We start from the raw sequence: 25694 nt of genomic DNA, 5'->3' as shown, positions 1-25694 counted from the left end.
TGTTCTCCGGGCGGCGCAGCCCGCGGAGGGGTTTCCTTTTTGTAATCTTGACCGACTGTTCAGAAAGCCGAGCGCGGGTTTATGGTTGAGCGCGGTTTCTCGCTCGGGAGGGGTACATCTCTGCTGTCTCGAGCGCGTATCTGCGTTGCGAGGGGTATCAGACCCGGATTATTCCGAGTCCACACGCCGACATGGTGCCATCTGCACCGGCACAAACCGAGATATTCCCCCGGTCATGTACCCCTCATACGCCGGTTACGCTCGGAGAATGACGGGAAAGTACCCCTGCCAACCAAGAAAACGAAATCAGGCTATGGGCCAACATGTATGCCCGATGGTCTGCTCGTTTCCTCTCGTCCGGGAATAGTTGCGCTGAGACAAGGTCAGTACAACCATTCCCGGACGAGGCCGTTGTTTTCCGGGATTCTTTGCGCTGGCGTCATCTCAGTGCAAGGAATCCCGGACGATAGGGCGTATTCCCGGGATTTCTTGCGCCGGCCGTCCGCAACGTCGCCTGCCAACGGTCCGCCGGGCCGCTTGTCTCACGGATTCCACCTCGGAGGGTCTTCCCCCAAACGAGACGCCGCGCGCCACCGTAGGGGCCGTAAGGTAGTCTTGTTCCCCGGCGGAATCATGCGGAAATCATGCAATTGCGGAGGTGCATCATGCCTGGAATCGTTCTGATCGGCGCCCAGTGGGGCGACGAAGGCAAAGGCAAGGCCACGGATTTGATCGGCACGAAGGTCGATTACGTCGCGCGTTTCAACGGCGGCAACAACGCGGGTCACAGCGTCGTCGTCGGCGATGAGTCGTACGCGCTGCACCTTCTGCCCTCCGGCATCATCAACCCGCATCTCACCCCGGTGATCGGCAACGGCGTCGTCGTCGACCCGGAGGTCCTGTTCGAGGAGATCGACGGCCTCGAGGCCCGTGGCATCGACTGCTCCCACCTGCTCGTCTCCGAGGCGGCGCACATCATCGCGCCGTACCATCGCACGCTCGACAAGGTGACCGAACGCTTCCTCGGCAAGCACAAGATCGGCACCACCGGCCGCGGCATCGGCCCCGCCTACGCGGACAAGATCAACCGCGTCGGCATCCGCGTGCACGACCTGTTCAACGCCGACCACCTGCACGACAAGGTCGAGGCGAGCCTGCACCAGAAGAACCAGATCCTCGTCAAGCTGTACAACCGTCGCGCCATCGACGTGGACCAGACCACCGACGAGCTCCTGAAGCTCGGCGAGCGTCTCAAGCCGTACGTCGCCAACACGGGCCTCATCCTCAACAAGGCGCTCGACGAAGGCAAGACCGTCCTGTTCGAGGGCGCCCAGGCCACGATGCTCGACGTGGACCACGGCACCTACCCGTTCGTCACCTCCTCCAACCCGACCGCCGGCGGCGCCTGCACCGGCACCGGCGTCGGCCCCACGAAGATCACCCGCGTGATCGGCGTCTCCAAGGCGTACGTGACCCGCGTGGGCGAGGGCCCGTTCCCGACCGAGCTGTTCGACGAGTCCGGCGAATGGCTGCGCCAGCAGGGCCACGAGTTCGGCGTGACCACCGGCCGCCCGCGCCGCTGCGGCTGGTTCGACGCGGTCGTCAACCGTTACGCGAGCCAGGTGAACGGCCTGACCGACATCGTGCTCACGAAACTCGATGTGCTCACCGGCCTCAAGGAGATTCCGATCTGCGTCGCCTACGACGTGGACGGCGAACGCCACGACGACATGCCGACCGACCAGGCCGCCTTCGCCGCCGCGAAGCCGATCTACGAGACCATGCCCGGCTGGGACGAGGACATCTCCGGCTGCCACAGCTTCGACGAGCTGCCCGCCACCTGCCAGGCGTACGTGAAGCGTCTCGAGGAGCTGAGCAACTGCCGCATCTCCGCGATCGGCACCGGCCCGCAGCGCGACCACATCATCTCCGTCCACTCGCTCATCGACTGACGCCGGCCCGTCCGCCGAGCCGATATGGCCGTCACGACCGAACAGCCCGAATATTTCGCCGAGCCTGATCCGGCGACGCAGGAGATGACCGCCGCGCACGCCCGTTCGTACGCGGCGGGTGTGCCGCATCCGCAGGGCGCCGCCGCCGCGCCCGCCCCTCCCGCGATTCCGCTCGCCCCCGCCAAGCGCGTGCAGGCGCAGTTCAATCCGCTCGCCGACGGCATGATCTATCTCGTCGTGTTCGTCGGCGGCTGCGTGGGCACCGCCATGCGCTACGCTCTGTCGTTGCTGCTGCCCGCGCCCGCCGCCGCGCACGGTTTCTTCAGCGCGTTCCACACGGCCACGTTCCTCGCGAACATGATTGCGTGTCTCGTCTTCGCGTTCGTCTCCACCTACATGTCGCAAGCCGCGTGGATCCGCAAACGCGTGCGACAGCTCGCCTCGCGCGGCATCGGCATGGGCATGTGCGGCGGTTTCTCCACCCTGTCCGCGATGGTCATCGAGGAGCTCATCTCCATTCACGCCGATCAAATCGGCGGCTTCCTCTTCTATATGTTCGCCAGTTTCGCGGGCGGTCTCATCGTCGCCGCGACGGGCGTGCGTCTCGCGCTGGCGGCGTCCTCGCGCCGCTCCGCGCGCGTCGTCGCCGATGCGCTCGCCGCCGCTTCCGGCGCGGCGGGTCCTGCGCACGCCGCGCCGAAGCGTGACGTCGACGGCGTCGCGCTCGCCGACAAGCCGATCATGGTCGGCGATCCGGCGTCCGGTCCGGTCGAGATCAAGGCGTCCACGCCGCCGGAGGGTGATTATGGTCAGCCGTTGCCGCCTGCCGTGCCGCGTGTCGCGGCGTCGGCGGCGTCCGGTGTTTCCGATGATTCCGGTGTTTCGGGTGATTTCGTCGGCGGATCGGCGATTCCGTCGTTCGAGCCGGCGCCGGTCACCGATGAGATTCCGATGGTCGGCGATCCCGTCACCGGCGACGCGCATGGCGAGGAGCGTCGCGACGACGCCGCGCGTCACGCCGGACCGTCGCAGGACGGATTGTCGCATGGCGACGGACGGGAGGCGACGCGATGACGTTCCTGCTTGTCTGCCTGTGCGGCGGCGTCGGCGCGGTGACGCGTTTCATCGTGAACACGTCGGTGCAGCGCTGGTGGAGCCGCGCGTTCCCGCTGTCCACGTTCATCATCAACGTGATCGCCACGTTCTGCGCGGGCATCGCCGCCGGCGCCTACGCGTCCGCCACCGTCGACCATCACGCGTATCTGCTGTTCGTGACCGGATTCCTCGGCGGATTCTCGACGTTCTCCACCGCGATCAACGAGATGGTGTCGCTCGCGCGCGCCGGCCGCCACCGCATGGCCGCGTTCTACTGCGCGATGACGATTCTCGTGCCGATTCTGTGCGTCGCCGCTGGCTGGTGGCTCGCCTCCCTCGGCGCATGACGATATCCGACACCCTCTGAGGAGGAGACCCATCTTCTTCGCCTCCCTCTGACGAGGGAGGTGGCATCGCGTAGCGATGACGGAGGGAGAGATAGCTGGAACGTAACGTTCCCGGTATCTCTCCCCCACCCGGCTTCGCCGGGAGCCCCCTCGTCAGAGGGGGCCATCACGCGCCCCGATTCTGTAACGTGGGCGACATGTTGTAATGCCCGTGAAACCAAACGCGGCGCCGCGACATACTCGGGTAATATGCGGGCCTCACGGTAACTCGCGGGAAATCATGGCATAACGGTGAGCGCTGTTTGCCTCTCTAGGTTGTGAGACAAATCCAGAGAGGACATTCACATGACAGCCGTGAAGAACATCGAACGGCGTCGTCGAATGGGATTGTTGCGCTCGTCGCTTTGCGCGGCGGCATTGACCCTACTGATGGCGTTCTGTTTCACACCACCCAACCAAGCCCAGGCGGCCGAAGCCGTCCCCACATGCAACCCGTCCGCCACGAACGGATGCGTCAACGGCATCCTGCAGGACGCGTCCAAGAAGCCGATCGCCGGCGTCGAACTGAAGCTCACCGGCGCGGAAAGCGCCACGACCACGACCGACGCGAATGGCAACTGGGCGTTCAGCGTCGGCAAGGACGGCTCGTACACCGTCACGATGGACGAGTCCGTCGCCAAGGAGCACGGACTCAAGGCCGCGACCGCCACCGTCAAGGTCGAGAAGAACAGCTTCGACGCGGCCCGCCAGGTGGTCCGCTTCGACAAGCCCGCACCGGCCGGGAGCGGGTCGGGCGGTTCCGGTTCCGGCACCGCGTCCGGCAAATCCGGTTCGGGTTCGAGCGCGTCCGGCTCGACCTCCTCGACCGCGCCGGCCTCGTCCGACGCCGGCGGCGCGGGCTCGAACATCGGCGCACGATTCTGGCAGCAGCTCTACTCCGGTGTGATCTTCGGCCTCATGCTCGGCCTCATGTCCGTCGGCATGAATCTCGTCTACGGCACCACCGGACTGAGCTCCTTCTCACACGGCGAGCAGGTCACGCTCGGCGGCCTCATGGCGTTCGTCGGCACGCAGATCCTGCACTGGCCGCTCGTGCCCGCCGCGATCGTCGCGATCGCGATCGGCGGTCTCACCGGCTGGATTCAGAACGAGATCGTGTGGGCGCCGCTGCGCCGCAAGCACGTCGGCACCATGCAGCAGATGATCGTCACGATCGGCCTGTCGATGGCGCTGCAATACCTGTTCCAGTTCTTCTTCGGCGGCGACATCAAAGGCATCGTCAAATCCGTGCCGAACAGCTTCCAGGTCGGCCCGATCACCACCGATTCGCCGACGCTCATCTCCGCGGCCATCGCGATCGTCGCGATTGTCGGCGTGAGCCTGTTCCTCTACCGGACGCGACTCGGCCGCGCCACGCGCGCCGTCTCCGACAACGCCGCGCTCGCCGCCGCATCCGGCATCAACGTCGAACAGGTCGTGCGCATCGTGTGGATCATCTCCTGCGCGATGGCCGCGTTGTCCGGCGTACTGCTCGGCGTCTACCTGAACGGCATCTCGTGGAACACCGGCGCGACGCTGCTGCTCCTCATGTTCGCCGCCGTCACGCTCGGTGGCCTCGGCACCGCGAACGGCGCGCTCGTCGGCTCGCTGATCATCGGCATCGTCGCGGACATGAGCTCGCTCGTTATCCCCAACGACATGCGATACGCCAGCGCGCTGGCGATCCTCATCATCGTCCTGCTGGTGCGCCCGCAGGGCATCTTCGGCAAACAGCAAAGGGTGGGCTGAGACATGGACATCATGACCATCATCACCAACACGCTGGGCGAGCTCATCGCGCCCACCACGGCGGCGTACGCGCTCGCCGCCATCGGATTGAACATCCACTTCGGCATGACCGGACTGATGAACATGGGCCAGGCGGGCTTCATGCTGCTCGGCGCGTACGGTTTCGCGATCACGCAGTCGATGGGCGCGAACCTGTTCACCTCCGTGTGCGCCGCGATCCTGCTCGCCGTGATCTACGCACTGCTGCTCGGCATCCCGACGTTGAAGCTCGGGCCCGACTATCTCGCCATGGTCACGCTCGCCGCGGCCGAGATCATCCGCATCATCGGCCGTTCCACGGCGATGACGACGATCACCGGCGGCTCGGCCGGCATCTCGCCGCAGGACTTCACCACGAAGTTCGAGAACCTTTCGCCGCTGCCGAACGATTCGACCACGTTCCTGTTCTGGACGTATTCGAACAACATCGCGAACTCGTGGTGGCTGCGCATCGTCGCCTGGGTGCTCGTCGCGATCGCCGCCGTGCTGTGCTGGCGCTGGTTCCGCTCCCCGTGGGGCCGCGTGCTCAAGGGCATCCGCGAGGATGAGAACGCGATCCGCTCGCTCGGCAAGAACGTCACCGTCTACAAGATGCAGGCGCTCATCATCGGCGGCATCTTCGGCGCGCTCGGCGGCATCATCTTCGTCCTGCCGCGTTCCGTGCAGCCCGATTCGCTGGGACGCGCGGTCACGTTCTACGCGTGGACGATCCTGCTGCTCGGCGGCGCCGCCACGATCTTCGGGCCGATCATCGGCTCCTGCCTGCTGTGGGTGCTACTCACGTTCGTCAAGGAACTGATGCGCGGCGCGATCCCCGAAACCGTCATTTCCTCCAACCAGGTCGAATCGCTCGGATGGGTGATCGTCGGCGTCGCACTGATGTGCCTGGTGATCTTCAGACCGCAGGGTCTGCTGGGAGACCGAAAGGAGCTGGCCTTCAATGTCTGAGAACACAGCTGAACCACTCAGGAACAAGCCGTTCCACGACCTCGCCAAATGGGCCACCAAGGCCCCGGAAGGTGAGCATCTCATCTCCACCGCGTTCGGCGACAAGGTGAAGGAGGATCTCAAGTTCGTCAAGAACGAGCCCGGCGTGCACAAGCCCGATCCGATCCTCGTGGCCGACAACGTGACGCGCCGGTTCGGCGGCATGACCGCCGTCGACGTCAGGCACTTCGAGATCGAACGGCACGGCATCACCGCGCTGATCGGCCCGAACGGCGCCGGCAAGACCACGTTCTTCAACCTGATGACCGGCTTCGACGCCCCGAACACGGGCGCGTGGCGGTTCGACGGCAAGGATCTCGCGCACGTGCACCCCGAACAGGTGGCGCGCATGGGCATGGTCCGCACGTTCCAGCTGACCAAGGTGATGAGCCGCCTCACCGTGCTCGACAACATGCTGCTCGGCGCGCCCGTCCAGCCCGGCGAGGGCCTGTTCCGCGCGCTCGTGCCCGGCCTGTGGCGTCGCCAGGAGCAGGCGAACATCGAGAAGGCGGAGGCGCTGCTCGAACGCTTCCTGCTCATCAAGAAGAAGGACGATTTCGCCGGCTCGCTTTCCGGCGGCCAGAGGAAGCTGCTCGAAATGGCGCGTGCGCTGATGAGCGACCCGCAGCTCGTCATGCTCGACGAGCCGATGGCCGGCGTCAACCCGGCGTTGAAGCAGTCGCTGCTCGACCACATCCTGTCGCTGCGCGAGGAGGGCACCACCGTGCTGTTCGTCGAACATGACATCAACATGGTCCGCCACATCGCCGACTGGGTGACCGTCATGGCCGAAGGCAAGATCGTCGCCGAAGGCCAGCCGAAGAGCGTGATGAACGACCCCGCCGTCATCGACGCGTACCTCGGCGCCCACGCCAACATCGACCTCGGCGACGACTCGGTGATGGACCTCAAGGAAAGCGAGGAACACTGACATGACCGGTTCCGACACTATGCGCTCCCTTCAGGGGGAGCTGTCCGGTTCGGCCGGACTGGGCGGGTATCCCAACATCCTGCTCCCCCTTCAGGGGGAGCTGTCCGCGAAGCGGACTGAGGGGGTCAAGGAGGCCATACGATGACTGACACCGCAACACTGACCGCGCCCGCCGCGCCCACGACCGACACGCGCCCGCGCGCCGAAATCCACGTGGGCGAGCCGGAAGGCGAACCCCTCCTCGACGCCGTCGACCTCGTCGCCGGCTACATCCCCGGCGTGAACATCCTCAACGGCGCATCCCTCACCCTCCACGAAGGCGAGATCGTCGGCATCATCGGCCCGAACGGCGCCGGCAAATCCACGCTCCTCAAATCACTGTTCGGACTCGTCCACATCCACTCCGGGCACCTGATCCTGAAAGGTGAGGACATCACCAACCTGCGTGCCGACAAGCTCGTCTCCCTCGGCGTCGGCTTCGTACCGCAGACCGAAAACGTGTTCCCCTCGCTCACCATCGCGGAGAACATGCACATGGGCGCCTACCAGGCACCGAAGAAGTTCAACGAACGCTTCGACTACGTGTGCTCGATCTTCCCCAAGCTGGGGGAGCGCAAGGACCAGCTCGCCGGCTCCCTGTCCGGCGGCGAACGCCAGATGGTCGCCATGGCCCGCGCCCTGATGATGAACCCGTCCGTGCTGCTCCTCGACGAGCCCTCCGCCGGCCTGTCGCCGATGCTCCAGGACGAGACCTTCATCCGCGTGCGCCAGGTCAACAAGGCCGGCGTCTCCGTCATCATCGTCGAACAGAACGCGCGCCGCTGCCTGCAGATCTGCGACCGCGGCTACGTCCTCGACCAAGGCCGCAACGCCTACTCCGGCCGCGGCCGAGACCTCCTGGAAGACCCCAAAGTCATCTCCCTCTACCTAGGCAACCTCGAACAAGAAGTCGAAGAAGAAGGCCAGTGATGGTGTGTCTTCGGCGTTGCTCCTCGGTCGACGTGCCTTCGCACGCCTTCCCTCGGTGCGCCTTGAAGCCACACACATCACCGACCTTCTCGCAGAAGGCCAGTGACCTGTACCCCGGCTCTGCCTCCCTCTGACGTGGGAGGTGGCCGCTGAAGGCGGACGGAGGGAGAGACACCGAATCCCGGCCGCAAGCGCCCCCTCAGTCGGCCTCCGGCCGCCAGCTCCCCCTAAAGGGGGCGCAGGAACGCAGGGGCGGAATGCGCTCGGCGCATGCGATTTCCTTGCTCCCCCTGAAGGGGGAGCTGTCCCGCGAAGCGGGACTGAGGGGGTGCACCATCACAAGGCGACAATCACATCGCCCCGTCACACGTTCATATTCGCTTGAATAGAGAGGAAGCAATCATGAACAGCAAAAAGAGGATCCTAATCACCGCGACGGCTGTCGTCGCAGCCGCCGTCATGGCGCTCGCCGGCTGCGGCTCGGCCGGCTCGTCGTCCAGTGCCGGCGCATCCGGCTCATCCGGCAAGAAGGACGCGTTCGTGCTCGGCGGACTCTGGCCGGAAACCGGCTCGCTCGCGTACCTCGCACCGCCGGAACTCGCCGCCGAGAAGCTCGCCGTCAGCGACATCAACGCGGCCGGCGGCGTACTCGGCAAGGACGTGACCACCACCGACGCCGACACCTCCGATGCGGACCACGCCGACCAGAACACGTCCGCCGTGCAGTCCGTGCTGTCGAAGAACCCGTCGTTCGTGATCGGCCCGGCCTCCAGCGCCGTCGTCAAGAACGTGTACAAGACCATCACCGAACAGAAGATCCCGATGCTCTCCATGGGCGCCACCAGCTCCGACTTCTCCGGCCTGAGCCCGTACTTCTTCCGCACCGTCCCGCCGGACACCGTGCAGGGCACCGTGCTCGGACAGGTCATCGCGCAGGACGGCGTGAAGAACCTCGCCGTCGCGGTGTTCAACGACGAGTACGGCACCGGTCTGCGCGACACGGTCGTCAAGACCGTCAAGGACGCGGGCGTGAACGTCGTCTACGGCGAGAAGGACGCGTTCGACCCGACCGAGACGAACTTCTCGTCGATCGCCACCGCGATCAAGGCGAGCAACCCGGACGCCGTCGCCGTGATCGCCTTCGACCAGACCAAGCCGCTCGTCAAGGCGTTGAAGAGCGCCGGCGTGGACACCCACAAGCTGTACTTCGTCGACGGCAACACGTCCGACTATTCGAAGGTGTTCGACGCGGGGCTGCTTGAAGGCTCGAAGGGCACCATCCCGGGCGTCCAGGCCTCCGACGACTTCCAGAAGCAGCTCGTCGACGCGTACGGCAAGGACATCGACAACTTTACCTACGGCGCCGAAACGTATGACGGCATCATCCTCGCCGCGCTCGCCGCGCAGAAGGGCGGCAGCGCCGACGGCGAAACCATCCAGAAGAACATGGCGGCCGTCTCCGGCGCGAACGGCGGCACCGAATGCACGTCCTACAAGGAATGCCTTGCCGCGTTGAAGTCCGGCAAGGACATCCACTACAAGGGTGTGACCGGCATCGGACCGTTCAACTCCAGCAACGATCCGAGCTCCGCCAACATCGGCGTGTACAAGTTCGACGCCAAGAACGTGCCGAACTTCGACCACGCGCAGGAAGGCAAGGTCCCGACCAAGTGATTGGAATCGGCGCGGGGCCGGCCTCCCGGTGATCCGGTGAGGCCGGTCTGGTGCCGATCCGGCGAGGGCCCGTCGACGCGTTTGTCACGCATCGGCGGGCCCTCGGGTTGCCGTTCCTCCGGCTCTCGTGTCTCCGCGCCTTCGCCCGTCCGGAGCGGTTGCGTTCAGCCGCGGTTGTCGAACATCTGCAGCAGCATCTTGCTCGGCTCGAGCGCGTAGACCGTGTGCGGCAGGCGCGCGCTCAGATACACGATGCCGCCCGCCGTGAGCTCGACCTCGCGCTCACCGCCGCCGATGCGCAGCCGGCCTTCGAGCACCTGGATCGTCACGGGCATGGCCGCGGTGTGTTCGCTCAGCGCCTGGTCCTTGTCGAAAGCGAACAGCACGGCGCGCAGCCCGTCCTCGCGCAGCACCGTGCGCGACACGGTCGCCTCCTCCTGGATGTCGATCAGCGAGGCCAGATCGGCGACATAACCCAGATGCGATTCGGCGGTGATGGCGTGCCCTTCGGCGTCGCGGCGGCATGCGCCGTGCCCGTGTCCGTTGCCGCACCTGCACTGGTGGTGCCGTGCGGGTTGCCCGGTTTGCGTGGGCTGTGCGGGTCGCCCGGTTTGCGTGGGCTGTGCTGGCTGCGGCTGTGCGGGCTGCCCGGTCTCGTTGGTGGTCTGGGTGGTCTCATCTGCCATGATGCGCTCCCGTTCGTCGGCCCCGTTGGGCGTATGGATGTTTCGTCACCATCCATTATCAGGCATCAGGTCTTCCGGTCGCCTGTGCGGCGATCGCGATGCGTTGTGGGCCTCGGCGCGTCCGATCGCGGCGATGCCGATGGGAGCATTCGCTTGCGGCCTCCGCTGGCGATGTGCGGGAGCTGCCGATTCCTGTGCTTTCTCGGTTGAAAGGGGTACTTCCCCGTCGCTCTCCAAGCGTAACTGGCGTATGAGGGGTACTTGGACAGGGGGAATGCCGGTGCAGATGGCGTCATATCGGTGTGTGGCCTCGGAATGACTCGGGTCTGGTACCCCTCGCAACGCAGATACGCATTCGAGACAGCAGAGATGTACCCCTCTCAAGCGAGAAACCCTGAACTGGATGGTCGTCGGCGCCCGGCCTCCCACTCCCGCCGGCGGGAGCTGACAGGCCGAGCCAAAATTCCTATAGGCCGCCTGACTGAGGGCGGCCGGAAATGCAAAAGGACCGGAATCTTTCGATTCCGGTCTTGTCTGTGCCCCCGCAGGGATTCGAACCCTGGACACGCTGATTAAGAGTCAGCTGCTCTAACCAACTGAGCTACAGGGGCGTAGTTGGTTCCTTTCGGAGAGCCCCGAGTGAGAATTGGACTCACGACCTCTTCCTTACCAAGGAAGTGCTCTACCACTGAGCTATCGGGGCGTGGCGGATAGTGGATTCGAACCACTGAAGCACGAAGCGGCTGATTTACAGTCAGCTCCCTTTGACCGCTTGGGAAATCCGCCGATCCGTTCCCTCCGCGGCCAGGCCTTTCAGCCCGACCCCATAAAGGCAACCTGAACATAATGGCACGTCATCGCACATCGCGCAAGTCGGCACGTCGCGCGGGTCGCGCAGGTCGCGCGGGTCGCGCCGTACCGTCGCGGTCGCGGTCGCGGTCGCGGTCGCGGCACCCGTCATCATCGCATTCACGATGATGACGGCACGAGTTCACCTGCGCGTGGTCGAACACACATCCTGCGGAAACGCGCGCGGAGTACACCGGATACCGACAACGATGAGGTCCGACTCAAGGGACGAACGAACGAAGGAGCGATCATGCAGAACGACAACCATTACGACGCGTATCACTACAACACGTCGCATCTCGACGACAGCCAGTACGATGCCTACGTGTACGACGAATACGGCATCGAGCGCTGAGCTTCACCTATTCCTCGGCATCGTCCGAGGCCAGATCGTCACGGCCGGCCCGCACGTCGTCCACCCACATGACGAACGCCTCGGAAGGCGCGATGCCATGCTGCTCGTCGCAGACGATGGGATCATAGGCATAATGGGCACGGTAGCCGCCGGAGGCCGCGTTGTAGCGACCCCGGATCTGGGTTGGGCAGTCGTGGCCGTTCGCGAAGCACAGGTCGCGGAGCTTTCCCAAGTCGCCGGTGCCCAATTCCAGCACCTGCAATCTGATTGACTGGTCGTCGACCACATCCCGCAGGTATTGAATCGTTCCGTCCACGCGGAAGAACACGTTGAAGGCCGTCATACAGCCCTCGATGGATCCGTATATGTACACATCCTCCACGTTGACGTCGCCGACGGCCTCCAAGGCAAGCGCGACCAGACCCGCCTGGATGTCCATGAAATCGTCCTCGAATACGGCCATGCTGCCCTCCTTGCGGATACCAGCTACAGGTTACAGCAGCATGCCGAGAGCCCCGACGGCGCAGACAGGCCGGCTCGGTGACGGGCCTTCGCGGTGTGTGTGGGGCGTGGAATGCGCGTGAGTTCGCTGCGCCGAATCATCGGTACGTACCAGTCCGGCGACCGTAATCTACTGGAGCTCACTGACGGGGAACTGGAGCGATCCCTGCAGCTGACGGTGACCATCGACGGCAAGATCATGCCGACATTGACCGGATTGCTGCTGCTGGGCAAGGAGGAGTCGCTGAAACGTTTCATCCCGACCCATAGGGCGTTCCGTGAGGCGCGGGTGACTTCCACATGTGCTGGTGGTCGTTTCAGTAGAGGATCTATTGTGCTGGTCATTCGCCGATGATGCGGTCGATGAGGGCGTTGATGTGGATGCGCATGACGTCCATGACGTTCACCGGTAGGCTCGTGCCATCGAACGCCAATGGCAGTTCCGTGCAGCCCAGCACGATCGCCTCGGCATGCTCCCGTTCGGCCAGCCGAACGGCGATGTCTCGCAGCGCCTTCCGGGTCGCCGGTCTGACGATGCCGTATTCCAATTCCGTTTCGATTGCCTTGGCTATGTACCGCTTGTCCTCATCGTCCGGTGTGACGACGTCGATGCCATGCACTTGGAATGGGTGCTGGAAGAAATCGCCGTCCATGGTCGGACCGGTACCCATCAAGACGACTCGATCGTAATGCCGGTCAACCGCGTACTGGCAGGACGTGTCCAGCATGCTGACGATCGGGATGGGCGAGCGTCGCGTCACCTCGTCGAACACCACATGCGGCGTAATGCCCGTGAACGCGGCGAACTCGGCCCCCGCGACGGCGAGATTGGCGATTCCATGGGTCAGGTAGTCGGTGAGCCCGTCATAGTCTGCGCGTCTGCAGAAGCCCAGCACCTCGAACACGTCCAGACTTTCGATGCTCAGATGCGGGAACCGGTCTTGTCCCAAGCGTCTGCGCGCCCCGTCGGTGATCTCCTTGTAGTAGATGATCGTGGATTCCGGCCCGGTCCCGCCGATCAGTCCCAGCTTCCTCATGGCCGATTCCTTTCCGTGCCCCTGCGTTTCAGTGTGACTTGATGATTCCCGTACCGCCGGCCATGTAGTCGCACAGGACGACCGCGTGATTGACCAGCGGATTCTTGGCCGCATACAGGAGCGTGACGGTTTCATGGGTCATGACGACGTCGCGCAGGGACGCGACCGTCTCTACGTTGGCGTCCAGTTCCGCCCGGTACCGTTCGGAGAACTTCGCAAAGCGCGCCGGATCATGTCCGAACCATTTGCGCAGTCCGGGTGAGGGCGCGATGTCCTTTAGCCACAGGTCAAGGGCGGCGCGTTCCCGGCTCATGCCGCGCGGCCACAGCCGATCCACCAGAATCCTGCAGCCGTCATCGGGTTCCGGCTCGTCATAGATACGTTTCACCATGATGCCCACGCCCGCCATCATCGAACTGCAGGGCGGACAAGTCAATCGATGCGGGACATTCGAAAACCGAAGTCGGGCAGGATGGTGCCGATGGAGAACAGCGCCGCGCCGCCGCCGAGGCTGACGCGGCCGTCGCCGACCGTGGCGTGGATGACGCCGCCGCGCGCCGAGGCCTGATACGCGGTGAGCGTGGTCTTGTCGAGGCGTTTGCTCCAGTATGGCAGGATGTGGCAATGGCCGGAGCCACAGACCGGGTCCTCGGGGACGTTGAGCTTCGGTGCGAATGAGCGGGACACGCAGTCGAAGCCCGACCTCGCATCGCCGGCCGCCGTGACGTTGGCCAGCAGGCCGGGCAGGTCCTCAAGCAGCCCTTGGTCGGGATCGAGTCCGCGCACGGTCCGCTCGTCGGGCATCACGCACAGCAGGTCGCGGCCGAGCCACGCCTCAGCCGGACGGGCACCCAACGCCTGCTCCATCGCGTCGGTGACCGGTGTGGGTTTCAGGTCGAAGGCGGGGAAGTCCATCGTGAACACGTCGCCGGCGTGGTCGTCGCCATCACGCCCGCCGCCCCGCCGTCGGGTCACGGTCAGCACGCCGCTCATCGTGCGGAACCGCACCACGTCGGCGTCCGGTTCCACGAACCGCAGCACCACATACGCGGAGGCGAGCGTCGCGTGACCGCACAGGTCGATCTCGCCGCCCGGCGTGAACCAGCGCAGGTGCCATCCTTCCGGTTCGCGTACGACGAACGCGGTCTCGGAGAACAGGTTCTCCATCGCGATATCCGCCATCAGTTCGTCAGAGGGCCATGATTCCGGCAGGCACACCGCCGCCGGATTGCCCTTGAACACCCTGTCCGTGAACGCATCCACCACATACTGCCGCATAGCCATACTTGTCTCCCATTGCTTTCGTCGTCTACCGTCGTCGTCTACCGTCGGATGTCCGTCGCCATGAATCCCCCAACGGGGCAGGAATCCGCAAACCCGTCACACGAACACCAGCTGGACGAGCATCATATACGCGATGGTTCCTCCGGCGACGGACACCAGCATGCTGTGGCGCCACCGATGCAGCAGCACGATGACGAGGACCGTGATCGCCTCGGGCGCTCCATGGGATCCGGAGAGCGGCGACACGTCCTTGAGCGCGTACACCACCAGCAGACCGGTCATCGCATGCGGCAGAACCCTGCCGAGGTAGGTCACGGTTCTGGGTGGTCGGCGTGAATCGGGAAACAGCGTGAACGGCAGGAAGCGGGTGAGTATGGTGCCCAACGAGACCGCCGCTATGGTCACGACGGCTTGCCATGTGGTCATGGTCATCATCGTTCCTCCCTGTTCCGGGTGCCGTGCTCGTCGTCCGCGTCTTCCAATCTCGTACGCAATATCAGGAACGTCACCAGCATCAGCGCCATGGCCGGAATCATGAACCGGTCCGGGCCGAACAGCGCCAGACAGATCGCGGAGGCCGACAGCCCGACCAGCGCAGGCGCATGAGGCCGAGCCGAATCCACGAGATTCGCGACCGCCGGGTGTGGACGCGGGTCGCTGTCGTCGCTCTCCTTCCGGTTCCGGTCGTCATCCCACTGTTCGAGGAGAATCGACAGGAACAGGGCGGCGAGCACGAACTCGATGCCCTTGGTGTCGAACGGAAGCACGCCGCCGGCCAGCCAACCCAACGCTATTCCACCGAACCAGTAGGAGCGGCAGAGGACGGAGACGAACACCATGAACCATCCCCGGTCGACCGATGCCGGAATATGAACGCTGGAACCGATGGCGAATGTCTCGTCAATCATCGTGAAGATCAGATACGGTTTTCTCCAGCCCAATCCACGAAATGTGTCCAGCATCGACAGACCGTAGAACAGATGACGCGCGTTGACCATGATCGCCAACAGGAACGCGGACCACGGATCGAACGCGGACAACAGCAGATTCACGGTGACGAACTCCATCGACCCGGCAAAGATGACGTAGCCCATGGCCAGCGGGTACACGATTGGGAATCCCTTGGCATGCATGAGTAGTCCGTAGGATCCGCCGAAGAACAGGAAGCCGGCGGCGATCGGCAGCGTGGGCGGCAACGCGGCCCGGAACGCCGTACGCAACAACGCCATATCGGGGGATCCTTTCCTTCATTGATGTTCCCGTGCATGTGTCGAACGATCCAACTGCGCTGGACGTGTCCGATGGCGGCCATCGTATGACGTGCATATACGATAAGTACAATCAAATCCGCTAATGGACATGTAAGCGATGCTTATGCAACGTCTATGATGAACGATTATGGACAACCGGTATCTCGCCCTGCGGCACATCGTCGAATACGGCAGCTTCTCCGCGGCCGCCGACGAGCTGCGATGCAGCCAGTCGGCCGTCAGCCAGATGATCGCATCGCTGGAGAAGGAACTCGACGTCACCCTGCTCAACCGGCAGCGCGGCGGATGCACGCTCACCGAGGAGGGACGCCAGCTCTACCCGCTCATCGAACGCTACGTGGAGGACGGTCTGCGCATCCGCGAACGGACCGACGAGATCCTCGGCCTCGACACCGGCGTGATCCGCATGGGCACCATCGCCAGCATCTCCGCCCACTGGCTGCCGGGGCTCATCAGCGGCTTCCAACAGCGTCACCCGAACGTGCGGTTCGTCCTGCACCAAGGCGACTACACCACCATCCAGGAATGGATCCACAACGGCACCATCGACTTCGGATTCATCAACCCCGCCGCCGCGCGCGACGTGCAGACCATCACCATCAAACGGGGCGCCATGCTCGCCGTCCTGCCGCAAGGTCATCCGCTCGCAGCACTTGACCGGGTGCCATTGGCCGCGCTCGCCAAGGAACCCATGATCCTGCTGGAGGAGGGGCATTATTCCGAGCCGTTGGAGGCGTTCGCGTCTATCGGGCTCAAGCCGAATGTGCGGTTGCGCATCCACGACGACTACTCGATCATGACCATGGTCGAGGCCGGATTGGGCTTCAGCATCCTCGCCGAACTCATCCTCCACCGCACCAGTGCCAACTACCGGATCGTCCTGCGTCCCACCGACCCGCCCGTGGACCGCACCATCGCCATCGCCTATGCCGACCGCGACAGGCTCCCCTTGGCGGCCATGCGATTCATCGAGCACCTGCGAAACAACATCGATGCATTGCCCTGAAGGGGTTGCCGGGTTGCCTCTGTTGCCCGGTTACGTGGGGTTGCTGGAAAACGAAAAACCCCAGAACCGCGTGGTTCCGGGGCGATGGCGGAGGATGCGAGACCCCAACCTTCACGCTGGCTCCGCCTTACTGCCGACTGGGGTTTCGCGTTTCGACGGTTCCACGGACTCATCTTCGCGCCCATTCGACGCGAATTAACAGGACAATTTTGACTATTGTCGATTTTGTCAGAAACTGATAGAATGGCGGCAACATAAGGAGGAATCATGACGGCTGTACTTGAAATGCCGCGTGCCGGTGGGACGACGATTCCGCGCGGCAATCGCGCGCTCGTCGGTTCGGACGGTGACGTGGTGGAGTTGAGCGCCGAGGCGTATGAGGCGGCGTTGAACGCGGCGTTCGGTGCGATGGGACGTCGCCGCATGATTACGACGGGAGAGGCAGCGAAGTTGCTGAACTGCTCGGCGCGCACGGTGGCCCGCATCCTCGATTCCGGCAGGCTGCCGTTCACCCGCAATGGTGCCGCCGGTCGCCGCATGGTGGATGTGGTCGATGTGATGGACTATCAGAAGCGTGAGCGTGAGCGCATGGAACGGTCCCTGGCTTCGATGCGCCACGCGGCTGTGGAGATGGGGCTGTACGGCGACGATGATGCGGCCTACGTCGCCGATTTCGACTGACGAGCCGGGGACGAATCGTGACGAAACCCGTCGTATTGCTTGACGCCAATGTCTTTCCCGCGGTCTGGCTGCTCGACATCATGCTCACGCTGGACGAGGAACAGGTGATCGACGCCGTGTGGTCCGAGCGGATTCTAGAGGAGGCTCGCCGCGCGCTCATTGAAAGACGCAATCGTACGCCGGAACAGGCGGATCGTCTGCTCTCGTTCATCACGCCGATGAACCCTACCCATTGCGTCTACGGTTGGGAACATCTCGAAGCGACGCTTGAGCTGCCGGACCCGGATGACCGGCACGTGCTCGCCGCTGCCCTGTCCGCCGATGCCGATTACATCGTTACGTACAACCTCAAGGATTTCCCGCCGCTGAGTCTTGAACGGTACGCTGTGGAAGCCGTTCATCCGGACGAGTTCCTGAGCACGATGCTCACGCGCGACCACGATGGCATCGTGAATGCGATGAACGCCGTCGTGTCCAGTAAGGATAATCCGCCGCGTACCATGGCCGAGGAGCTGGCACATCTGCGTAGGCTACGCCTGGACAGATTCGCCGATGGCATGGAGCGGGTCGCTCGCTAAAGGGTGATGGGAATCGTGTGTCTTGCCCGGGAGCGGGCCTAGGGGTCTGAACCTAGGAAGTGGGTGTGGGTAAGGTTCCTAGGTTCGGGTGGAGGTTGGGTTCCATCAGGAGTCCACGATTCCGTCTCCGTCACTGTGTCCACGCCATGTTGGCACGAGCCGTCGCATCACTCATGGGATGACTGTGATGGGGTGAGGATGCGCCATGCGCCGCGTCTGTCCGAGCCGATGCGCTCATGGATCCGCCGGTGCCGGTGAGTACGTTGAGCGAATTCCGCATCATCTTCGGACATCGCAGAATGACCGAGCAGGAAGGAACCTCATACTCGCGGGACAACATGCGTCAGGCGATTCTCTCGTATCTGGCGGAGCGGAACAGCGCCAGCACATCCGAACTGGCCGACGCGGCGGGAGTATCGGCGAAAACCATCCGCGACTACCTGTCCGGTTTGATGGACGAGAACCTCGTCGAGGGCATCGGGTCCAAGTACAGTCCCAAGCGCCGGTACCGGCTGGTGGCTTCCGAGTAGAAGCCGGGGCTGCGTTGCGTACTCCGAACCCGAACCTGGGAAGTTACCTAGGAACCTAGGAAGTGGGGTGTGGGTAAGGTTCCTAGGTTCGGGTACGGGTGCGGGCCGATGGGGGATGCCTGTGGGATGCGGGGCTCTGGCTGCGCGTCTGTCCGAACCGGTTGTTGAACGAGCGCACCGTCTCGACGTGTCCGCCTTGGGCTGGACGCCGCAGCGCTTGGACCCCACTTCTCGGGGTCGTCGGCAATGAAAAAGGGTTTCCGGAAAACTCCGAAAACCCTGTTGGCGGAGGATACGAGATTCGAACTCGTGAGGCTGTTACACCAACACGCTTTCCAAGCGTGCGCCATAGACCACTAGGCGAATCCTCCATGTGTTTCCCTGAACTCCTGAACAAGCAAGCTCAGCACACAATTGAGAGAGAATAGCATGGGATTTGCGGATGTGTCCAATCTTGTGTGCCATCGGCGTGTCGCGAGCCGTCGTCGACGTTGACGACGGTGGTCTCGTTCGCCTCGTTCCGGGGCGTCGTGAGCCTTCTCCCCACTGACAATCATAGGGTGTGAAGGTTAACGGAATGTGGTGGTCGTCGACCGGGTGCTGACGATGCCGGAAACGTCGTGGCCGCCGTTCGTCGGGTGGTGAGAGAATACGTCCATGACCGAAGTGAAGACGACCGCGAACGCCGCGAAGACCGACAAAACCGTCGCGAAGACCACGAAGACCGCGAAGACCGCGAAGAAGGACCCCAGGACCATCGACAAGCTCGCCATGGTCATCACCACCTACAAGCGCCAGAACCTGCTCGCCACCCTGTTCGAGTCGATTCTCGCGCTCGAACAGGCGCCGTGGCGCGTCATCGTCGTCGACAACGAGCATTCCGACGAGACCAAGTCCATGGTCGAGGATTTCGCCGCCGACGTCACCGCGCAGTGGGGCAAGACCGTCGCCGACCGTTCCGGCAACCAGTCGCGCGTCGTCTACGCGCCGCAGACCGAGAATCTGGGCGGCGCGGGCGGCTTCTCCGCCGGCGTGAAGAAGGCGTACCAGCTCGGCGCGGAATGGTTCTGGGTGATGGACGACGACGTCGCCGTCCTGCCCGACGGCATCGCCAAGCTCGCCCCGTGGACCCGTCGCCACGAGGTCATCCAGGGCAGCCGCTTCGACTATGACGGCGGCCCGTTCTACTGGCAGTACGATTTCCGCATCGGTCTCGGCATCCCGAACCCGATCGCGCCGGCCGCGTTCGGCCGCGCCGGCTTCCGCACGATGAACACGCTGTGCTTCGAGGGCGGCCTGTTCAACCGTCGCGTCGTCAAGGAGATCGGCCTGCCCGATCCGCGCTTCTTCATCTATTGGGATGACACGATCTACGGCTACCGCGCGAGCAAGGTCACCGCGCCGATCGTCATCCCCGACGTCGTGCTGCGCCGTACGCGCGAAATCGGCAACTGGGACATCGCCGGCCTGCGTCAGCTCAACTCCACGTCCGACATGAACCGCTACCACATCATGCGCAACCGCGGCTACATGGCCCGCTACTTCATGGTGTACGGCGACTACCGTCCGTTCCTCTTCGGCCTCGGCACAATCGCCACCGCCGCGAAGGAGCTCATCCGCCTCGTCATGGTCGACCGCGAGCACTTGAAGACCGGCGTCGTCCAGATCGCGAAGGGCTGGTGGGATTCCCGCAAGCTCCTGCACGACAACGCGTGGCGTCCGATGCCGTGCCCGCTGCCCGACGTGCTCGACGACTGATTCGGGGCCGGTTCCGCCGACCGGTGCGCTGCGGATGCGTCTGCCGTTGTGTCTGCCGCGCGATTGGTGATGGCGCTTGAGTACGGTCTGCCAACAGGGGTTTATAGGGGGTATGCCCCCTATAAACCCCATTTTTAATGGCTTGCGCTCTTGGGGTGTTAGGGGGGCATTGAAGGGGGTATAACACCCACGCGCAAGAAGCGGACGGAGTCATGTCGGTGCTGACGCCCGGAGGCGTGATGTTCCAGAGCTTGTCAGATCTATGCAGGTAGAAGTGGCGAGATCTGGAGCCCCCCGTGGTGGCTGACAATAGGGGGTATTTCTGCCTATAGGGGGATTGCATAGGGGGACAGCTGCGAAGAATCTTTACGGGGGTATGGTGTAAAGAAGAACGGAGTATTGGAGTTGGGCTACTAACCCTGCCCTCAAGACATGTCCGATTGATCTCAGCTGCCTCATTCGGCTCAGGTGGTGCAGGAGCTAGCGGCGTGAATGGTGCTCCGTGACACACAACGAACGTTCGGTGGCTCGACCACGTCCCCTGGGGCTCGGACGGAAGGCGCCGTGCCGCGTTGCCTGTTTGACTACTAAAAAATATGGGGGCATTTTAGGGGGCTATTCCCCCCTTACTGCCCGGGCGTCTTCGAATCGCATTACCCCCGTTTATACCCCCTATCGACAGAATGGAGGACCGCAGAACGGGGTGCCATGTCAGGCCTGTAATGTGCGCGACTCGGGTAATCCCGGAAACTCGCCGCTTTCGTGCTAGCGCCGTTATTGTCTGTGCCGCCCGTACGCGTGCACCGATTGCTGGTTAGGGGGTATGTATGGCTCCATACCCCTGTTCAGCTTCAGCGGATAGGCTGCATGCCCCCTTCCTGACCCCCTATTGGTTACGGCACCCCCGTAAATCACATAGGCGTATGGGGGGCAGCGCGCGGGCGCGTATGCCCGTTTGCCTCGTCACTCCTTCTGCGGCCTCGTTCTCTCCGCCTTGCGTTGTGCATGCTGCGCACGCTGTGCATGCCGCGCACGCTGCAGGCTGATTTGCCCACAGGGCATGAACCTGCGTGGAAACTCCGGAACGCGGAGACTTGGGGCTCTCGAACATGTATGGTTTGCCCCGCTTTGTGCGTGGTTGGGCACGTAACGTGCATGGTTGGAAGGGCAACGTGCATAAACGAGCATGCAACATGTAGGAGAATAACGCCAACCTGCAGTGTATGGTCCTGAAGGCATCCGCATCTACGATTATTTATGTCGCCGACTTCCGCGGAATTCCAAGGATCGTGGTCTTGCAGGCAGCCGGCGGGAAGACGTTCTTCAAGGTCGTGCCCTACAGGTTCAAGCCAATCGGCTACAGGTTCGTCCGGTTCTTCTACAGGTTTCCGCCTGGACTATGCAGGTACCTACCCGAACCATGCAGGAATGCGTCTGAAGCATACAAGTTCGGATACGGATACGCCCTGTATGGTCCTGTCCCCATGCGCCTGTACACACTTGGCCGGCCCCGGCCGGCCCGGGCCGGCCCGATGGCGTGCAGAACTGCCAAGCATGGGGCAAATCCTCACTCGGCGGCTCCCATGTACGGTTCCTCCCGAAAGTCATCTCCGGTTATCCACCGTCTCATACGTGCTCCTCCACCGCGGGCCGGCTGGATTTCAGCTCCGATCCATGACCGCCTACGCTTCATGCCATGAACGTTGCAACCACACCGACGACCCCGGGCATTGCGATGAGGCAATTGGCGCTGAACCGGCTTGACGAACTGCGCAAGGCCATGGACCTCGCGAACAGGCATGGTGTCGCATTCGAGTGCGGTCTGATTTCAGCCCTCCGGCTGCATGGCATCGAGCTGCCGCTGCTCCCGCGCGGCGCGCTTGACCTGGAGAAGCTGCACATCGTCGTGGACGACCCCGCGAAGCGGCGCATCTGGAATGGAGTGCAATGCCATCTGTTGACCAAGCCCGCGTGGCTGACCATTCCCCAAGAACACCGTCGCGAGTATTCGCCCGGCCAGATCATCGAGGGCGTGCAAGCGACGCATCCGCTGCTGGTCTGGGCTCAGATGGCGCGGATTCTCGACGAGGACGAGCTGACGGTGCTTGCCGACTCGATGATGCGCCGCAACCAATCCGACCCGCATTTCACCCCGGATGATTTCAATGCGCTGTTCGAAGTCCTGCCGCCGCGGTTCAAAGGCCGCGTGAAATGCCTAAACGCCATGCGCCGCATGCGCGAGAACACCGATTCCTCGATGGAGACCCGGCTTCGTCTCAGATTGGAGGCCGAGCCGCTGCCGGAGCTTCGCTCATTACAGGTCAACCACAAGGTGGCGATTAACGAAAACGGTGCCTTCGTATATCTGGATATGGCGTTGCCCGATCTGCGCATCGGCATCGAATACGCGGGACGTCATCACGCCGACCAGTGGAGCGACGACGTGTCCCGCCAGTCCGCGCTCACCGCGGTCGGTTGGGAGGTGCTGACCGCGCACAACAACACCTTGAAGGACGCCGAACAGTGGCGCGAGTTCCTGATCCGGCTGACCGCGTTGGTCCTGAGCCAGCGCCAATACCACCGCCGCCACCAACGATGAACGCCATGTGACCGTCCCGCCGCCGCCCGCCCTTCACGCGCCTATGGTGTCTTGCGTATCCGATAACCACAACCCACGCATAACCACAACCTACGCAATCACACCAACCCACACCAACCCCACATCAAAAAGGCCATTCCATGCTGTTCCAATCCGGCGCGCTGCTGCTCGCCATCATCGGCCCGTACGCGCTCAAGCATCTGCACGTGTTCGGCGACCGCGACTACAAGGTGACGCAGGGTCTCGTATTCAACCTGACCCTGCCGTGCGCGATCATCCTCTCGTTCGCCACGAACAAGCATGACATGCGCATGCTGTGGATCGTGCTGTTCGGCTTCTTCGCGTGCGCCGTCCCGCTGTTCGTCGTCTACGCGGGTTCGCGCGGCGACGAGCGCAACTACCGCGCGTTCCAGATGCTCAACGCGTCCGGCCTGAATCTGGGCGCGTTCTGCCTGCCTGTGGTGCAGACGTTCATGGGCGCGTCCGCGGGCCTGCCGGTCATCATGCTGGACATCGGCAACGCGACGGTCGCGACGGCCGGTTCGCTCACGATCACGCGCACGCTGCTGCACATGGACGACAATTTCAAGAGCCTGCCGCTGGTGCTGCGTCTGCGCAACATCGCGCGTGATTTCCTCGGTTCGATCAGTTTCGACATCTACATGCTGATGCTCGTGTTCATGTTCCTGCACATCACCATCCCGCAGCCGATCGTCACGTTGATCACGCCGTTCGCCAATGCGAACGCGTTCTGCGCGATGGCGATGATCGGCCTGATGATGGAGGTTCCGGACAATCGCAAGGATAAGATCGAGCTCGCGAAGGTGATTGCCTGGCGCGCGCTGTTCGGCGTGCTGATCGCGCTCGCCGCCTGGTTCCTGCTTCCGTTCGATATGCGTATCCGCGAGATCGTCGTCCTCGGCTCGTTCGCCCCGATCACGATCTTCTCGACGAAGTTCACCGATTCCCTGACCGGTAACGCGAAGCTCGCCGGTTTCTCCCTGACCGTCACCGCCGTCATCTCCCTGGTCGTGATGACCGCCCTCCACGCCGCCCTCCCGGGCGCGTGAGTGCGCGTGCGTGTGCGTGCGTGAGTGCGTGCGTGTGCGACGCGCGATCTGCGTCGCACCGTCGCGCATTCACGTACGTCACGGTGCGTGGCCGGCACCGTCGCTACTCCAGCAGCCAGTCGATGATGTTGGTCTGTTTGATGCCGGCGTGATTCCCGTTCCCGATGCGGTCCATGGTCAGCAGGGTCTTGGGATGGTTGTCGTCGATGATTCGGAGCGGGCGGAGTTCTCGGGCGAGCGTGGATTCGTCCATCACGCTTAGTGAAACCTGGTAATAGTGGTCGCCTTGAGAACCCGGCGTATAGAAGTCCACTTCGGTGGCGCCTACTTTGCCGATGTGGACGGTACGGTGGCGTCGGAGCAGCTCGAGGTAGATGATGTTCTCAATGCGGTGCCCGAGGTCGCCGCCGGTTTTGCCGAGGAACCAGAATCGGAAGCCGGGATCTCCCAGATAGTATTTTTCAAGGGTCTTCAGATAAGCTTTGCCTTTGATGTCGTATCTGTCGGCTCGGAACAGCAGATAGTTCTCGCGCAGGGCGGTGATGTACTCGTTCACCGTGGTGGGGGAGATGCCGCGATGGGTCTGTTTCATGGCATCGGCTATGCCTTTCACGGATGTGATGTTGCCGGCATTGTCCGCCAGGAACGAGGCGACTTCGTTGAAGGCGGCGGTGTTGATGCGCGGATGGCGTTGCGCGATGTCTTTGACGAGGATGGTGTTGAAGACACCTCCGAGGTAGTCCGCGATGTCCTGATCGGAGTCGAGGGTGGCCGCGTACGGCAGGCCGCCGTACAGCAGGTAGCGGCCGAAGGACTGTTCCGGCGTCTCGGTGACGGGTCGTACGCTGCGGTATTCCTTGAACGATAGGGGCAGCATGCGGAGTTCCACGTATCGTCCGGTGAGTCGTGTGGCCAGTTCGCTGGAGAGCAGGTCGGCGTTCGATCCGGTGAGGTAGAGGTCGACGTCGTCGCGCACATAGAGTCCGTCGGCGGCGCGTTCGAACTCCCGGACATGCTGGATTTCATCCAGGAACACGTAGTTCGTGACGCCTGGTGTCAGACGAGAGACGATGTAGTCGTAGAGGGGTTTGGCGTCGGTGGGGTAGTCCTCTTCCAGGCTTTCGAAGTTGATGGCGATGATGCGTTCCGGTGCCACGCCCTCGGCGATGAGATAGTCGCGGAATAGTTTGAGTACGGTGGATTTGCCGCAGCGGCGCAGACCCGTGACCACTTTGATGACGTCCTTGCCGCGCCATCGTTCCAACCAATCCGTGTACGTGGGGCGATCGATCATTACGCGTCCTCCTCATTCCTGTGCGGTCCCAACTCGCTTGCAGCCCGTTTGCAAGACTTCTGCAGTCGTGGCATGCCGCCAGAATCCACCGCTTCTATCAGTGATGTGGCAAGTATATGTCATTCCGTGAATTTCTATCAGTTTATGTGATAGAACTCTGTTACAGAGGAAGTTGTACTACCTATTCCGGCAAAACAAACAATTCGCCTCAGCTGGATGCCGATGTGCGCCCGTTATTTGCTCCGTGCGCTGTCGGGAGTCACGCCTCCCGTATCGGGCTTCGTCTTATCCGACTCGCCGGTTAGACTGAACCACGGTCGAAAACGTTGCGATTGCGCCGGTTCCCGCGTGTGGCGGCCGGCATGATGGTCGATGCGGCGAGAGCGCGTCAAGGAGTCTGGACATGGTGGGGA

Annotated in this window: 24 protein-coding genes and 4 tRNA genes; 16 read left to right on the top strand and 12 right to left on the bottom strand. The window is 63.2% G+C overall.

The annotated features are described in order from the left end of the window. Positions 1-665 precede the first annotated feature (665 nt). The 8 genes from AC1AYN_RS09250 to AC1AYN_RS09215 all read left to right on the top strand — a co-directional run bounded on the left by AC1AYN_RS09250 (position 666) and on the right by AC1AYN_RS09215 (position 9782). On the top strand, positions 666-1952 hold the full coding sequence (locus tag AC1AYN_RS09250) for an adenylosuccinate synthase (RefSeq protein WP_476533010.1): 1287 nt from the start codon (positions 666-668) through the stop codon (positions 1950-1952). Positions 1953-1976: 24 nt separating this feature from the next. After that, positions 1977-3026, top strand: a complete 1050-nt coding sequence (locus AC1AYN_RS09245) for a fluoride efflux transporter FluC (protein ID WP_476503173.1) — start codon at positions 1977-1979, stop codon at positions 3024-3026. After that, positions 3023-3394, top strand: coding sequence for a fluoride efflux transporter FluC (locus tag AC1AYN_RS09240; RefSeq protein ID WP_476503174.1), 372 nt, complete (start codon positions 3023-3025; stop codon positions 3392-3394). The genes AC1AYN_RS09245 and AC1AYN_RS09240 overlap by 4 nt, the downstream gene beginning before the upstream one ends. Positions 3395-3739: 345 nt before the next feature. Continuing rightward, positions 3740-5182, top strand: coding sequence for an ABC transporter permease subunit (locus tag AC1AYN_RS09235; protein WP_476503175.1), 1443 nt, complete (start codon positions 3740-3742; stop codon positions 5180-5182). A 3-nt stretch (positions 5183-5185) separates the two neighbouring features. Beyond that, the gene (locus AC1AYN_RS09230; RefSeq protein WP_476503176.1) at positions 5186-6169 is read left to right on the top strand and encodes a branched-chain amino acid ABC transporter permease; all 984 of its coding nucleotides are present in this window, start codon (positions 5186-5188) and stop codon (positions 6167-6169) included. Beyond that, positions 6162-7139 (top strand): ABC transporter ATP-binding protein, encoded by a 978-nt coding sequence (locus AC1AYN_RS09225; RefSeq protein ID WP_476503177.1) that lies wholly within the window; start codon positions 6162-6164, stop codon positions 7137-7139. Before AC1AYN_RS09230 ends, AC1AYN_RS09225 begins: the two co-directional genes overlap by 8 nt. Positions 7140-7280: 141 nt before the next feature. Beyond that, positions 7281-8108 carry an ABC transporter ATP-binding protein gene (locus tag AC1AYN_RS09220; RefSeq protein ID WP_476503178.1) on the top strand — a complete coding sequence of 276 codons (828 nt, stop codon included), beginning with the start codon at positions 7281-7283 and terminating at the stop codon, positions 8106-8108. Positions 8109-8510: 402 nt separating this feature from the next. Continuing rightward, a complete protein-coding gene (locus AC1AYN_RS09215; RefSeq protein WP_476533009.1) occupies positions 8511-9782 on the top strand; it encodes an ABC transporter substrate-binding protein in 1272 nt (423 codons plus the stop codon). Positions 9783-9946: 164 nt separating this feature from the next. On the opposite strand, the gene AC1AYN_RS09210 is transcribed toward AC1AYN_RS09215, so the two are convergent. The 5 genes from AC1AYN_RS09210 to AC1AYN_RS09190 form a co-directional block, all read right to left on the bottom strand. Continuing rightward, on the bottom strand, positions 9947-10468 hold the full coding sequence (locus AC1AYN_RS09210; RefSeq protein ID WP_476503180.1) for a cupin domain-containing protein: 522 nt from the start codon (positions 10466-10468) through the stop codon (positions 9947-9949). A gap of 537 nt (positions 10469-11005) precedes the next feature. Continuing rightward, positions 11006-11079 (bottom strand) — tRNA-Lys (locus AC1AYN_RS09205). Positions 11080-11099: 20 nt separating this feature from the next. Continuing rightward, positions 11100-11171 (bottom strand) — tRNA-Thr (locus tag AC1AYN_RS09200). A gap of 1 nt (position 11172) precedes the next feature. Next, positions 11173-11254 (bottom strand) — tRNA-Tyr (locus tag AC1AYN_RS09195). Between the two features lie 425 nt (positions 11255-11679). Next, positions 11680-12135, bottom strand: coding sequence for a hypothetical protein (locus AC1AYN_RS09190; protein ID WP_476503181.1), 456 nt, complete (start codon positions 12133-12135; stop codon positions 11680-11682). Positions 12136-12252: 117 nt separating this feature from the next. Here AC1AYN_RS09190 and AC1AYN_RS09185 point away from each other — a divergent pair, with 117 nt between their 5' ends. Continuing rightward, positions 12253-12528 carry a hypothetical protein gene (locus AC1AYN_RS09185; RefSeq protein ID WP_476503182.1) on the top strand — a complete coding sequence of 92 codons (276 nt, stop codon included), beginning with the start codon at positions 12253-12255 and terminating at the stop codon, positions 12526-12528. Here AC1AYN_RS09185 and AC1AYN_RS09180 read toward each other — a convergent pair. The 5 genes from AC1AYN_RS09180 to AC1AYN_RS09160 form a co-directional block, all read right to left on the bottom strand. Beyond that, on the bottom strand, positions 12515-13210 hold the full coding sequence (locus tag AC1AYN_RS09180; RefSeq protein WP_476503183.1) for an aspartate/glutamate racemase family protein: 696 nt from the start codon (positions 13208-13210) through the stop codon (positions 12515-12517). The two genes, AC1AYN_RS09185 and AC1AYN_RS09180, sit on opposite strands and share 14 nt — an antisense overlap. 28 nt (positions 13211-13238) lie before the next feature. After that, a complete protein-coding gene (locus tag AC1AYN_RS09175) occupies positions 13239-13619 on the bottom strand; it encodes a DUF488 domain-containing protein (RefSeq protein ID WP_476503196.1) in 381 nt (126 codons plus the stop codon). 23 nt (positions 13620-13642) lie between these two features. After that, positions 13643-14494, bottom strand: a complete 852-nt coding sequence (locus tag AC1AYN_RS09170) for a PhzF family phenazine biosynthesis protein (protein WP_476503184.1) — start codon at positions 14492-14494, stop codon at positions 13643-13645. A 96-nt stretch (positions 14495-14590) separates the two neighbouring features. Then, entirely contained in the window at positions 14591-14926 is a 336-nt protein-coding gene (locus tag AC1AYN_RS09165; protein ID WP_476503197.1) for a branched-chain amino acid transporter permease, read from the bottom strand. Then, positions 14926-15723: an AzlC family ABC transporter permease gene (locus AC1AYN_RS09160; protein ID WP_476533008.1), complete on the bottom strand. Its 798-nt coding sequence runs from the start codon at positions 15721-15723 to the stop codon at positions 14926-14928. The genes AC1AYN_RS09165 and AC1AYN_RS09160 overlap by 1 nt, the downstream gene beginning before the upstream one ends. 169 nt (positions 15724-15892) lie before the next feature. Between AC1AYN_RS09160 and AC1AYN_RS09155 the strand changes: the two genes are divergently transcribed. The 4 genes from AC1AYN_RS09155 (at position 15893) to AC1AYN_RS09140 (ending at position 18560) form a co-directional block, all read left to right on the top strand. Further along, positions 15893-16771 (top strand): LysR family transcriptional regulator, encoded by an 879-nt coding sequence (locus AC1AYN_RS09155; RefSeq protein ID WP_476503186.1) that lies wholly within the window; start codon positions 15893-15895, stop codon positions 16769-16771. A gap of 267 nt (positions 16772-17038) precedes the next feature. After that, positions 17039-17452: a helix-turn-helix domain-containing protein gene (locus tag AC1AYN_RS09150; protein WP_476503187.1), complete on the top strand. Its 414-nt coding sequence runs from the start codon at positions 17039-17041 to the stop codon at positions 17450-17452. 17 nt (positions 17453-17469) lie between these two features. Then, positions 17470-18030: a PIN domain-containing protein gene (locus AC1AYN_RS09145; RefSeq protein ID WP_476503188.1), complete on the top strand. Its 561-nt coding sequence runs from the start codon at positions 17470-17472 to the stop codon at positions 18028-18030. 236 nt (positions 18031-18266) lie between these two features. Further along, a complete protein-coding gene (locus AC1AYN_RS09140) occupies positions 18267-18560 on the top strand; it encodes a FaeA/PapI family transcriptional regulator (RefSeq protein WP_476533007.1) in 294 nt (97 codons plus the stop codon). A 283-nt stretch (positions 18561-18843) separates the two neighbouring features. Here the strand turns inward: AC1AYN_RS09140 and AC1AYN_RS09135 are convergent. Then, positions 18844-18931: transfer RNA gene (locus AC1AYN_RS09135), tRNA-Ser, on the bottom strand. Positions 18932-19331: 400 nt separating this feature from the next. Between AC1AYN_RS09135 and AC1AYN_RS09130 the strand changes: the two genes are divergently transcribed. From AC1AYN_RS09130 to AC1AYN_RS09120, 3 genes are all read left to right on the top strand, one after another. Next, complete coding sequence (locus AC1AYN_RS09130) at positions 19332-20318, top strand: glycosyltransferase family 2 protein (protein ID WP_476503198.1); 987 nt, start codon at positions 19332-19334, stop codon at positions 20316-20318. 1696 nt (positions 20319-22014) lie between these two features. Further along, positions 22015-22917 carry a DUF559 domain-containing protein gene (locus AC1AYN_RS09125; protein ID WP_476503190.1) on the top strand — a complete coding sequence of 301 codons (903 nt, stop codon included), beginning with the start codon at positions 22015-22017 and terminating at the stop codon, positions 22915-22917. 140 nt (positions 22918-23057) lie between these two features. Beyond that, entirely contained in the window at positions 23058-23987 is a 930-nt protein-coding gene (locus AC1AYN_RS09120; RefSeq protein ID WP_476503191.1) for an AEC family transporter, read from the top strand. A gap of 103 nt (positions 23988-24090) precedes the next feature. Here AC1AYN_RS09120 and AC1AYN_RS09115 read toward each other — a convergent pair whose 3' ends face one another. Continuing rightward, positions 24091-25281: an ATP-binding protein gene (locus AC1AYN_RS09115; RefSeq protein WP_476503192.1), complete on the bottom strand. Its 1191-nt coding sequence runs from the start codon at positions 25279-25281 to the stop codon at positions 24091-24093. Between the last annotated feature and the right edge of the window lie 413 nt (positions 25282-25694).

The organism is Bifidobacterium sp. LH_413 (assembly GCF_056357015.1).
This window is presented reverse-complemented; position numbering and strand designations above follow the sequence as displayed.